This is a genomic window from Streptomyces sp. S.PNR 29 (assembly GCF_030386795.1).
Lineage (GTDB): Bacteria > Actinomycetota > Actinomycetes > Streptomycetales > Streptomycetaceae > Streptomyces.
Map to the genome: position 1 here is coordinate 160,886 of NZ_JANUQM010000004.1, position 12,321 is coordinate 173,206.

At 71.1% G+C, this 12,321-nt stretch carries 10 protein-coding genes; 4 read left to right on the forward strand and 6 right to left on the reverse strand.

The window, feature by feature from the left end; all coding sequences use genetic code 11:
* Positions 1-116: 116 nt before the first annotated feature.
* Positions 117-2,915, forward strand: coding sequence for a penicillin acylase family protein (locus NW895_RS13175; protein WP_289935663.1), 2,799 nt, complete (start codon positions 117-119; stop codon positions 2,913-2,915).
* Positions 2,916-2,943: 28 nt separating this feature from the next.
* Here the strand turns inward: NW895_RS13175 and NW895_RS13180 are convergent, their stop codons facing one another.
* Positions 2,944-4,260, reverse strand: coding sequence for a serine-threonine protein kinase (locus NW895_RS13180; protein ID WP_289935664.1), 1,317 nt, complete (start codon positions 4,258-4,260; stop codon positions 2,944-2,946).
* 87 nt (positions 4,261-4,347) lie between these two features.
* Positions 4,348-5,586, reverse strand: coding sequence for a DUF1343 domain-containing protein (locus NW895_RS13185; RefSeq protein ID WP_289936008.1), 1,239 nt, complete (start codon positions 5,584-5,586; stop codon positions 4,348-4,350).
* Between the two features lie 164 nt (positions 5,587-5,750).
* Between NW895_RS13185 and NW895_RS13190 the strand changes: the two genes are divergently transcribed.
* The 3 genes from NW895_RS13190 to NW895_RS13200 are packed head-to-tail and all read left to right on the forward strand — an operon-like array spanning position 5,751 to position 8,821.
* Positions 5,751-6,524, forward strand: a complete 774-nt coding sequence (locus tag NW895_RS13190; RefSeq protein ID WP_289935666.1) for an SDR family oxidoreductase — start codon at positions 5,751-5,753, stop codon at positions 6,522-6,524.
* Complete coding sequence (locus NW895_RS13195; protein ID WP_289935667.1) at positions 6,521-8,185, forward strand: AMP-binding protein; 1,665 nt, start codon at positions 6,521-6,523, stop codon at positions 8,183-8,185. The genes NW895_RS13190 and NW895_RS13195 overlap by 4 nt, the downstream gene beginning before the upstream one ends.
* A 42-nt stretch (positions 8,186-8,227) precedes the next feature.
* On the forward strand, positions 8,228-8,821 hold the full coding sequence (locus NW895_RS13200) for a TetR/AcrR family transcriptional regulator (protein WP_289935668.1): 594 nt from the start codon (positions 8,228-8,230) through the stop codon (positions 8,819-8,821).
* 3 nt (positions 8,822-8,824) lie between these two features.
* On the opposite strand, the gene NW895_RS13205 is transcribed toward NW895_RS13200, so the two are convergent.
* The 4 genes from NW895_RS13205 to NW895_RS13220 all read right to left on the reverse strand — a co-directional run bounded on the left by NW895_RS13205 (position 8,825) and on the right by NW895_RS13220 (position 12,186).
* Positions 8,825-9,442: a DinB family protein gene (locus tag NW895_RS13205; protein ID WP_289935669.1), complete on the reverse strand. Its 618-nt coding sequence runs from the start codon at positions 9,440-9,442 to the stop codon at positions 8,825-8,827.
* Between the two features lie 40 nt (positions 9,443-9,482).
* Entirely contained in the window at positions 9,483-9,773 is a 291-nt protein-coding gene (locus tag NW895_RS13210; protein WP_289935670.1) for a zinc-ribbon domain-containing protein, read from the reverse strand.
* A 138-nt stretch (positions 9,774-9,911) separates the two neighbouring features.
* Entirely contained in the window at positions 9,912-11,126 is a 1,215-nt protein-coding gene (locus NW895_RS13215; RefSeq protein WP_289935671.1) for an acyl-CoA dehydrogenase, read from the reverse strand.
* Between the two features lie 7 nt (positions 11,127-11,133).
* A complete protein-coding gene (locus NW895_RS13220) occupies positions 11,134-12,186 on the reverse strand; it encodes a phosphotransferase family protein (RefSeq protein ID WP_289935672.1) in 1,053 nt (350 codons plus the stop codon).
* Positions 12,187-12,321 lie beyond the last annotated feature (135 nt).

The window sequence follows — 12,321 nt, forward strand, 5'->3', positions numbered from 1 at the left end:
GACTGCCTTTGATCCGTGTGGCTGTTGTGCTGACTCCAAAAAAGTGACGCATGTTCATCTTCAATCCCGGGGATACCGGCGGTAACCTCGGCCCACCCCCGTCGCAAGGAGCTGCCATGCCACGGCGCACCTCACGCAACGCTCTCTACAGAGTGAGAACTCCCCGGAGATTCCCCGGGTTCCTGAAGTCGGCATCGGTATGCGCCCTGATTGCCGGTCTTTTGTCGCCGTTTTCCCCCGCGGTGGCGGCCGAGCCCTCGGCGGCCGAGGCGACGGCGGCGGCGAACGACCACTGCGGCGGCCGGTGTTCGGACATCCTGCCGCCCGGTCAGAACGGCAACGCCACCCTCGCCCAGATCCTCCTCAACCAGGCGTTCGGCACCCAGCCCGAGCACGCCGACGACCAGCTCGGCCCCTACGCCAACCTCGCCACGGGATACTCCGGACTCACCGACGAAAAGATCAACACCTTCTTCAACGACGCGTCCTTCGGAGTTCCCGCCGATCAAGTCGCCTCCACCCTCAAGCCGGCCGGCCGCAGCGACGTCACGATCGTCCGCGACAAGAAGACGGGCGTCCCGCACATCACCGGTACCACCAGATACGGCACGGAGTTCGGCGCCGGCTATGCGGCGGCCCAGGACCGGCTGTGGCTGATGGACGTCTTCCGCCACGTCGGCCGCGGCCAGTTGACCTCCTTCGCGGGCGGCGCCCCCGCCAACCAGGGCCTGGAGCAGCAGTTCTGGCGCAACGCCCCCTACACCGAGGCCGATCTGCAGGCCCAGATCGACAACGCGGTCGCCACCAACGGCGAACGCGGAAAACTGGCCCTGGCGGACGCGCGCGCCTACCTCGACGGCATCAACGCCTACATCGACGCCTCCGACAGCGGCCGCTACTTCCCCGGCGAGTACGTCCTCACCGGCCACAAGGACTCGATCACCAACGCCGGCACCATCGAGCACTTCAAGATCACCGACCTGGTCGCGCTGGGCTCCGTCATCGGCGCCCTCTTCGGCTCCGGAGGCGGCGGCGAGGTCGACAACGCGCTGTCGCTGCTCGCCGCGCAGGAGAAGTACGGCGTGGCCGAGGGCACCAAGGTCTGGGAGTCCTTCCGCGAGCGCAACGACCCCGAGGCGGTCCTCACCGTCCACGACGGCAGCTTCCCGTACGCCTCCAAGCCCGACGACCCGCAGGGCGAGGCCCTGCCCGACGCCGGCTCGGTGGTCCGGGAGCCGCTGGTCCACGACCGCACCGGCAGCGCTGCCACGTCACGTGCGACCAGCGCTTCCTCGGCGGCGGCGAAGACGGCCGTCACCTCGGCCAAACGCGGCATGTCCAACGCCCTGGTGGTCAGCGGCAAGCACACCGCCAGCGGCCACCCCGTCGCCGTCTTCGGCCCGCAGACCGGCTACTTCGCACCGCAGCTGCTCCTGCTCCAGGAGATCCAGGGCCCGGGCATCAGCGCCCGTGGCGCCTCCTTCGCGGGCCTGAGCATGTACGTCGAGCTCGGGCGCGGTCAGGACTACTCGTGGAGCGCCACGACCTCCGGCCAGGACATCATCGACACATACGCCGTCGAACTGTGCCAGGACGACTACCACTACCTGTACCGCGGTGTCTGTACGCCCATGGAGAAGGTCGAGCAGAAGAACGCCTGGAGGCCCACCACGGCCGACGGCACCGCCGCCGGTTCCTACACCATGCGGGTCTGGCGCACCGAGTACGGCCCGGTCGAGTACCGCGCGACCGTCGGCGGCAAGAAGGTCGCCTACACCACCCTGCGCTCGTCCTTCCTGCACGAGGCCGACTCGATCATCGGCTTCCAGATGCTGAACGACCCCGGCTACGTCAAGGGCCCGCAGGACTTCCAGCGCGCGGTGCAGCACATCAACTACACCTTCAACTGGTTCTACGCCGACTCCGAGCACACGGCGTACTACAACAGCGGGAACAACCCGGTACGGGCGGACGGAGTCGACGCCGAGTTCCCGGTGTGGGCACGGCCGGCGTACGAGTGGCGCGGCTGGGACCCGACGACCAACACGGCCGCGTACACGCCCGCGTCCGCCCACCCCAACTCCATCGACCAGGACTACTACGTCTCCTGGAACAACAAGCAGGCCAAGGACTACACCGCTGCTCCCTGGGGCAACGGCTCGGTCCACCGGGGCAACCTCCTGGACGACCGGGTGAGGAAGCTGGTCGCCGCGGGCGGGGTCACACGGGCCTCGCTGGTGAAGGCGATGGCCGACGCGGGGCTCGCCGACCTGCGGGCGGAGGACGTGCTGCCGAAGCTGCTGAAGGTGATCAACAGCTCGCCGGTGACCGACTCCACGGCCGCCGCGGCGGTGAGCAAACTGCAGGCGTGGGTGACCGCGGGCGCCAAGCGCACGGTGACGTCCGCCGGCTCGAAGACGTACGCCAACGCCGACGCCATCCGCATCCTGGACGCCTGGTGGCCGCTGCTGGCGAAGGCCGAGTTCGAACCGGGTCTCGGCAGCGCCCTGTACACCGCCTTCACCGCCAACCTGCCGGTCGACGAGTCCCCGTCCGCCGGGCACGGCCCGACCGGTTCGCACGCCGGAAGCTCCTTCCAGTACGGCTGGTGGAGTTATGTCGACAAGGACATCCGCGCGGTGCTCGGTGAGCCCGTGCAGGGGCCGCTGGCGCGGAAGTACTGCGGCGGCGGCAGCCTCAGCGCCTGCCGGGACGTCCTGATCAGCACGCTCAAGGAGGCGGCCGGCAAGACCGCGGCCCAGGTCTACCCCGGCGACGACACCTGCCCGGCGGGCGACCAGTGGTGTGCCGACTCGATCGTCCAGCGCACCCTCGGCGGCATCAAGCACAGCAACATCAGCTGGCAGAACCGGCCGACGTACCAGCAGGTCGTGGAGTACACGTCGCACCGGTGACCCCCGGGTGACATGACCTGGCGGCGGGTCAGCGGATCCGGCCCGCCGCCACCACCAGCTGCGCCAGTTCCCGGTGCACGATGTCGCTGTGCGCCCCGGCCGGTGGCCCGCCGCGTCTGACCACCGCCGCGGCGTCGACGTTCACGCAGCCCGACGCGGGCAGCTCCGCCCGCAGCGCCTCGGCGAGGGTGTACGCGCGCGTACCCGGCACCGCCTGCACCCCGTCGTAGCCCATGGCCCCCCACTTGGCGCCCAGCGCCCGGCCCACGTCCAGGGCCGCGACGCCCCGCGCGTCGCCCGCCATGCGGGAGGCGAGCGGATACATCGTGCCGAGGGCCGAGTCGTGGCGGGAGTGACAGCACACCAGGGGCCCGTCGACGCGGTTGTGCTGGCCCTGGAGCACGCCTCCCGCGCGCGGGTCGTGCGGCAGCCGCGCGGCGAACGCGTAGTGCGAGAAGGCTCCTTGCAGCAGCGTCACGGACTTCACCGTACGCACCCCCTCGGGCAGCCCCCGCAGCGCGAACGACACCAGCCGCCCGCCGAAACTGTGCCCCACCAGATGCACCCGCACCCCGGGCGCCACCCCGGCGAGCTGCCCGACCACCCGGCCGAGTCCCCGCTCGCCGACGGTCCCCGCACGCCGCTTCATCGCGTAGTACGTCGCCTGGCGCAGCAGCTCGTGCGCACCCTTCCACGGGTTGGGCAACGCGAACCCGGCCGTGCCCCGGGCGGATTCGACGTACGCCAGCGCCCGCGCGAACTCCTCGCAGACCACCGCCGCCGGGCCCGAGAACATCTCCGGCTCGCTCTGCGGCACCCCCTCCACGAGCGTGTCCGCCGCGAACAGTGCCTGCGGCCCCGGCGGCACCACCTCCACCACCAGCCGCACCAGCCGCCGGAACTCCTCCAACTCGGCCTCTTCGCGCGGCTGCTGCTCAAGCAGCCGCGCGATCTGCTCGATCATGACCGCGCGGCCGGGGAAGGCCTCCAGCAGCGCGTGCCGCGTGTCCTTGTCGAGTGCGGGACGCCGGGACGTCCCGGCCGTCACGGACCGGGGGAAGTCGGGGATCGGCTCGTCGGAGAACCGCATCGACGGCCACACCACACCCACGTACCCGATCCGGGCCGCCGGGACGAGGTCCGGGAACGGCGCGAAGAAGCGGCTGCAGAGCCGGGTCGCGCCGGAGCGGTCGCTGTTCCAGCCGTGGGCGAGGACGACGAGGTCACGGACGCCGCGGTCGGCCACCCCGGCGAGCAGCCGGTCCCGTCCGCGGACGTCGGCGTCCCCGTCCGCGTCGAAGGTCAGCTCCCAGTAGGGAGTCACGCTCATTGCCGGATCCGCCATGACAGGCCCCCTCGTCCCCCGAGCGGTGCGATGTGGCGCATCGTCCTGCTGCGGGGCGGAGTTGGCCATACCCGTGGCTCACCCGGCTCACCTGTAGAGAAGGTATTGCCTGCGCACCCTCCGGAACGCCGCCAGCTCCTCCTGCCAGGCGCCCACCACCGCGTCGGTGTCCGCTCCCGCGTCGATCATCGTGCGCACCCGCGCGGAGCCGGTGAGCTTGTCGATCCAGTGGTCGGAGCGCCAGGCGAAACCGCCCCAGACCCGCCTGGCGGTCACCAGCAACGCGATCCCGGTGCGTACGGGGTCGAACGCGGCCCGGTCGTGCACATGGATCTGGACGCCCCCGACGGTCTTCCCCTGGAACTTGGAGAAGGCGGGCGCGAAGTACGCCTCTCTGAAGCGCACACCCGGCAACCGGAGTTCGTTCGCGGCTCCGGCCCACCGCCCGTCGATCCCCTCCGCGCCGAGCAGTTCGAACGGACGGGTGGTGCCGCGCCCCTCCGACAGGTTCGTCCCCTCGAACAGACACGTCCCCGCGTACACCAGAGCCGTGTCCGGCGTCGGCATGTTCGGGCTCGGCGGCACCCACGGCAGTCCCGAGGCGTCGTAGAACCCCGACCGCTTCCAGCCCGACATCCGTACGGTCTCCAGCGGCACCGGCGCCGTCAGGAACTCCTCGTTGAACAGCCGCGCCAGCTCGGCGACCGTCATGCCGTGCGCCTGGGAGATGGGCTGCCTGCCGACGAAGGTCGCGAACTCCTTGTGCAGCACCGGCCCCAGCGCAGCCCGCCCGGTCACCGGGTTCGGCCGGTCCAGGACCACGAACCGCTTGCCCGCGAGCTGTGCCGCCTCCATGCAGTCGTACAGCGTCCAGATGTACGTGTAGAAGCGCGCGCCCACGTCCTGGATGTCGAAGACCACGGTGTCCACGCCGGACGCCGCGAAGATGTCGGCGAGCGGCCGTCCGCTCTTGAGATACGTGTCGTAGACGGGCAGCCCGGTCGCCGGATCGTCGTAGCGGCCCTCCGAGCCGCCCGCCTGCGCGGTGCCGCGGAAGCCGTGTTCGGGGCCGAAGACGGCGGTCAGCCGCACGCGGTCGTCGGCGTGCATGACGTCGACGATGTGGCGAACGTCCCTGGTGACGCCCGTCGGATTGGTGACGACGCCGACGCGCTGCCCGGCGAGGATCGCGTAACCGTCGCCGGCCAGGCGCTCGAAGCCGGTACGCAGCCGGCGGTCGCCCGCCGCCGGGGCCGCCTGCGCCGGTCCGGCACCGGCCGCCGCGGCGGCCGTGGTCGCGAGCAGGGTGCGTCTCGACAGCTTCATTGCGGCGACCTCCGTGAACGCGGCGGGTGTCATGCCCACGCACGCTAGTGTGCGCCGGGGTGCCGCGTAACGCCCCGTACCGGCCTGACCGAGGACACCTCTTCCCCCTCACATACCGACCGGTTAGTCTGACGCTGCAGCAGAGCCGCAGTCGAAGGAGACCGATGGTGGAAGCCGTACAGGACGCGGGAGTGGTCGTCACCGGGGCCGGAGGCGGCATCGGCGCCGCGCTGGCCCGTCGCTTCGCCGCCGAGGGGGCCCGGGTGGTCGTCAACGACCTGGACGCCGGGCGGGCCAGGACCGTCGCCGACGAGATCGGCGGCATCGCGGTCCCGGGCGACGCCTCCGCGATCGTCGCCGAGGCCCGTGAGGCCCTGGGCGGCACGGTCGACGTCTACTGCGCCAACGCGGGCGTCGCCTTCGAGGGCGGCCATGCGGGCGGGCCGCTCGACGAGGCGAGCTGGTCGCTGTCCTGGGACGTCAACGTCATGGCGCACGTCCGCGCGGCCCACGAGCTGCTCCCGGCCTGGCTGGAGCGGGGCAGCGGCCGTTTCGTCTCCACCGTCTCCGCCGCCGGGCTGCTCACCATGATCGGCGCCGCGCCCTACGCCGTCACCAAGCACGGCGCGTACGCCTTCGCCGAGTACCTGTCGCTGACGTACCGCCACCGTGGCCTGAAGGTGCACGCCATCTGCCCCCAGGGCGTCCGCACCGACATGCTGGCCGCCACCGGCAGCGCGGGCGACCTGGTGCTCCAGCCGACCGCGATCGAGCCGGAGGACGTCGCGGACGCCCTCTTCAAGGGCATCGCGGAGGACCGCTTCCTGATCCTGCCGCACCCCGAGGTCGCCGAGTACTACCAGGCCCGCGCCGCCGACCCCGACCGCTGGCTGACCGGCATGAACCGCATCCAGCAGCAGTGGGAGGCGACCCGGTGACCGGCTCCCGCTACGCGGCCCAGCCCTGGCTGGCCCTCCTCGACGACGCCCAGCGCGCCCCGATCAGCCCCGCGGCATCGCTGGTGCACGCCCTGCGCCGGGCCGCCGCCGAGGCCCCCGACCGGGTCTTCCTCGCCTACTTCGACGGCCGCCTGACCTACCGCGAGGTGGACGAGCTGAGCGACTCCGTCGCCGGTCACCTCGCCGCCCGAGGCCTGGAGCGCGGCGACCGGGTCGCGGTCCTGCTGCAGAACTCCCCGCACTTCGTGCTCGCCGTGCTCGGCGCCTGGAAGGCCGGCGCGACCGTCGTGCCCGTCAACCCCATGTACAAGTCGGGGGAGGTCGGTCACGTCCTGCGGGACGGCGAGGTCGCGGCACTGATCTGCTCCGACCGGGCCTGGGAGACCTACCTGCGCGAGACGGCCGCCGACTCGGCCGTACGGATGGTCCTGACCGGCTGCGAGCTGGACTTCCAGACGCGGGGCGACGCACGCGTGCTCACCTTCGAACGGCTGCCGCAGGCCGCCGACGCCGACGACCTCACCACCGTGGCCCGCGCCGCCCACAAGGCGCCCGAGGGCCGCGATCCCGGCCCCGACGACATCGCGCTGATCAGCTACACCTCCGGCACCAGCGGCACGCCCAAGGGCGCCACCAACACGCACGGCAACATCATGTTCAACGCCGAGCGGCAGCGGACCGGGCTGGCCCTGCCCGAGGCGCCGGTCTACTTCGCGATGGCGCCCCTGTTCCACATCACCGGCATGGTCTGCCAGCTCGGCGCCTGCCTGAACAGCGCGGGCACCCTCGTCCTGGCGTACCGCTTCGAGGCGGGCGTCGTCCTGGACGCGTTCGCCGAGCACCGGCCGCACTACACGGTCGGCCCGTCCACCGCCTTCATGGCGCTGGCCGCCCATCCGGCGGTCACCCGCGATCACTTCTCGTCGTTCGTGAACATCTCCTCCGGGGGCGCCCCGCTGCCGCCCGCCCTGGTGGAGAAGTTCCGGGCGGGCTTCGGTCCCTACATCCGCAACGGCTACGGGCTGACGGAGTGCACCGCCCCCTGCGCCTCCGTCCCACCGCACCTTGAGGCGCCCGTCGACCCGGTCTCCGGGACGCTGGCCGTGGGCGTGCCCGGCCCCGACACGGTCGTCCGCATCGTCGACGACCAGGGCGAGGAAGTGCCCTTCGGGGAGCAGGGCGAGATCGTCGTACGGGGGCCGCAGGTCGTGCCCGGCTACTGGCGGCGCCCCGACGCCACCGCGGAGACCTTCCCCGGCGGCGAGCTGCGCACCGGGGACATCGGCTTCATGGACGCGCAGGGGTGGCTGTACGTCGTCGACCGCAAGAAGGACATGATCAACGCGTCCGGCTTCAAGGTGTGGCCGCGCGAGGTCGAGGACGTCCTCTACACCCACCCAGCGGTGCGCGAGGCGGCCGTGGTCGGCGTCCCCGACGGATATCGCGGGGAGACCGTCAAGGCGTACATCAGCCTGCGTCCGGGCGCCGAGGCGGACCCCGATACGCTCGCCGCCTACTGCAAGGACAGACTGGCCGCCTACAAGTACCCGCGGCAGGTGGAGATCCTGCCCGACTTGCCGAAGACGGCCAGTGGGAAGATCCTCCGTCGGGAACTGCGTTCCCGTGTGCACGACGACTAGCGGACAGCACTCAGCGAAAGATCGGAAAGGCAGGTGGCGGCAGTGCCCAGAACCATGGAAGGGGACGGCACTCCGGTGCCGCAGCGGCTCCTGGCCGCCGCCACCCGGCTCTTCGCCGAGCAGGGATACGACCGTACCTCGGTGCAGGAGATCGTCGAGGCGGCCGGCGTCACCAAGGGGGCGCTGTACCACTACTTCGGCTCCAAGGACGACCTTCTGCACGAGGTGTACGCGCGCGTGCTGCGAGTCCAGCAGGAACGTCTGGACGCCGTCGCGGAGGCCGACGAGCCGGTGGAGAAGCGCCTGCGGGACGCGGCGGCGGACGTCGTGGTCACCACCATCGAGAACCTCGACGACGCGATGATCTTCTGGCGGTCCATGCACCACCTCAGCCCGGAGAAGGACAAGCAGGTGCGCGCCGAGCGCCGGCGCTACCACGAACGCTTCCGTGCGCTCATCGAGGAGGGCCAGGAGGCCGGCGTCTTCTCCGAAGCGACCCCGGCCGACCTGGTGGTCGACTACCACTTCGGCTCCGTCCACCACCTGTCCACCTGGTACCGCCCCGACGGCCCGCTCACCCCGCAGCAGGTCGCCGACCACCTCGCGGACCTCCTGCTGCGGGCCCTTCGCCCATGACGGTCAGCGCTGCCGCGCGCGGTACAGATCGCGGAGCAGGGCGATCTCGGCTCCGTGGTGCAGAACCTCCTGGTTGACCCACCACACGATGTCGAGGAACGGTTCCTCGGAGTCGCTGCCGTGGGGGTAGGTGCAGTGGCCGACGGCGTCGAGCGCGGCGTCGTCGGTGCTCAGCAGCGCCTTGCGCCAGGCCGTGGCACCCGCGTCGAAGGCGGCGACCGCGCCCGCCGCGTCCCCGCTGATCACATAGTCGTCCCGGGTGAGGGTGTGGCCGCCGGCTGTGTGATCGGCGCGGAGGAACAGCATCTCGCTCAGGTGGCTCAGCCGCCACGCGATGGTCGTGAAGGGCGGCGGCCAGGGGTGCGGGTAGGGCGCGGCGTCGCGCCCCCAGTCGCCGGCGCCGGCCAGGAAGGCCGCGCGCGGACCCGGTCCGTCCGCACGCCGCCGGACCGACCAGCACTCCGGCACCGGCTCCCAGAAGTACTCCTCGTCGGTCATGGGACCCACCTCGGTCCGCGCACCGTCGCCGCTGTCCATCACCGGCCCTCCCATACGGCCGGCCAGGCGCTCGCACGCGAAGTCGAACTGCTCCAGTAACGGGGCCAGACGGGGTGATGTCACCGACCCTCCCTCGTTTTCCGTTTCCGTTCTCCGGGCGGGTTCAGGACTGGTACGGCTGCTGCTGCGGCTGGCCGTAGGGCTGACCGCCGGGGCCGCCCGTGGCCTGGGTCTGGAGCTGCTCCGCCTGCTCCTTGGTCACCTTCTGCTCCGCGCCGCAGAACGTGCACTGCGTCCCGTACTTCGTCGAGATCGGGAACAGGGGCACGAAGAACAGCGTGAACTTCGTGACGCGCTTCCTCAGCGTGTGCGCGGCGGGATTGCCGCACCGGCCGCACACCAGCGTCAGTATCGCGAGCTGGTAGAGGTATCCCTTGGTGCCGAAGATGATCATGTCGATGGTCCTTCCCGGGTCGGTGCGGGCGAGCGGTGGAGGCGCTCCCAGGAGCATTCGTAATGCATGGGGGGCAGGGCGGGAAAGTGAAAACCTCCCCGGGCTCGGAGCCCGGGGAGGTTCGGCGTGGGTCGGAGGTCAGAGGTACCGCTTCAGTTCCCGCCGTGCCAGCGACCGCTGGTGCACCTCGTCCGGACCGTCGGCGATCATGAGGGTGCGGGCGCCGGCGTAGAGCTCGGCCAGCGGGAGGTCCTGGCTGACGCCGCCCGCGCCGTGCAGCTGGATCGCCCTGTCGATGATGTCGACGACCGTGCGGGGCGTGGCGATCTTGATGGCCTGGATCTCCGTGTGGGCGCCCTTGTTGCCGACGGTGTCCATCATCCAGGCCGTCTTCAGCACCAGCAGACGGAGTTGCTCCACCGCGACCCGCGCGTCCGCGATCCAGTTGTGGACCACGCCCTGCTGGGCCAGCGCCTTGCCGAAGGCCGTGCGGGACACCGCCCGCCGGCACATCAGCTCGATCGCCCGCTCCGCCATGCCGATCAGCCGCATGCAGTGGTGGATGCGGCCGGGACCCAGGCGGGCCTGGGCGATCGCGAAGCCGCCGCCCTCCTCGCCGATCAGGTTCGACACCGGCACACGCGCGTGGTCGAAGATCACCTCGGCGTGGCCGCCGTGGTAGTGGTCCTCGTACCCGAAGACCTGCATCGCGCGCTTGACCGTGACGCCCGGGGTGTCGCGCGGGACCAGCACCATCGACTGCTGGCGGCGGATGTCCGGGCCGTCGGGGTCGGTCTTGCCCATCACGATGAAGATCTTGCAGTCCGGGTTCATCGCCCCGGAGATGTACCACTTGCGGCCGGTGATGACGTACTCGTCGCCGTCGCGCTCGATGTGCGTGGTGATGTTCGTGGCGTCCGAGGAGGCCACCTCCGGCTCGGTCATCGCGAACGCCGAGCGGATCTCACCGGCGAGCAGCGGCTCCAGCCACTGCTTCTTCTGCTGCTCGTCCCCGAACTGGGCGAGGACCTCCATGTTCCCGGTGTCGGGCGCCGCGCAGTTCGTCACGGTGGGCGCCAGCTGGGGGGAGCGGCCGGTGATCTCGGCGAGGGGGGCGTACTGGAGGTTGGTGAGGCCGGCGCCGTACTCGGTGTCGGGGAGGAAGAGGTTCCACAGGCCCTGCCTGCGGGCCTGAGCCTTCAGCTCCTCGACCACCGCGGGCGTGTCCCAGGGGGACGCCAGCCGGGCGCGCTGCTCGTGGGCGACCTGCTCGGCCGGGTAGACGTACTCGTCCATGAAGGCGAGCAGCTTGGCGCGCAGTTCCTCGGTTCGGGCGTCGAATGCGAAGTCCATGGGTGGATCAGCCCTTCCGGGAGTCTGCTGAGTCTGCTGAGTCGGTTCGGAGAGTCGTCAGGCCGTGCTCGACGAAGACGGGGACCAGCTCGCCGATGCGGTCGAAGCCGTGGCCGACCGTCTGGCCCAGGGTGTAGCGGTAGTGGATGCCCTCCAGGATCACGGCGAGCTTGAACCAGGCGAAGGCCGTGTACCAGGAGACCGCGGATACGTCGCGCCCCGAGCGTGCGGCGTACCGCTCGATCAGCTCGGCGGGGGTGGGGTGGCCCGCCGCCTCGGCGGTCGTGGAGACGGGGGAGTCGGGCGAGCCGAGGGGGATGCTGTACATCACCAGCAGGCCCAGGTCGGTGAGCGGGTCGCCGAGCGTCGACATCTCCCAGTCGAGGATCGCCTTGATCTGGTCGTCGTCGCCGATCAGGACATTGTCGAGGCGGTAGTCGCCGTGCACGACGGCCGGGGCGGGGGAGGTGGGGAGCTGCCGTCCGAGGGTCGCGTGCAGCTCGTCGATGCCGGCCAGTTCGCGGTTGCGGGAGGCGTCCAGCTGCTTGCCCCAGCGCCGCAGCTGGCGGTCCAGGAAGCCCTCCGGGCGGCCGAAGTCCGCGAGGCCGACCTCGGCGGGGTCCACCGCGTGCAGTTCCACCAGGGTGTCCACCAGGTTCAGTACGGCGCCCCGGGTGCGGTCGGGGCCGAGCGGGGCCAGCTGGTCGGCCGTGCGGTACGGCGTGCCCTCGACGAACTCCATGACGTAGAAGGGCGCTCCGAGCGGCTCCTCGTCCTCGCAGAGGAGAAGGGGGCGCGGCACCGGCACGTCCGTGGGGTGCAGGGCGCTGATCACGCGGTGCTCGCGCTTCATGTCGTGCGCGGTGGCCAGGACGTGGCCGAGCGGGGGGCGGCGTACGACCCACTGCGACGTGCCGTCCGTGACGGCGTACGTGAGGTTCGACCGTCCGCCCTCGATCAGCCGGCCGGACAGGGGGCCGCTCACCAGGCCGGGCCGCTCACGGTCGAGCAGCGCGCGCAGCCGGTCGAGGTCGAGTCCGGGCGGGTGGTCGGGGCTCATCGTCGCTCCTACGGGCAGGTGAACGGGTTGCGATCCATGATGCCGACCGGTCGGTATGGCGTCCAGTGGGGAGGTCGAACGTGACGGGGGCCACGCTGTGCCGAGTGTTGCCACGATAGGGCAGGGCCTGTCTCG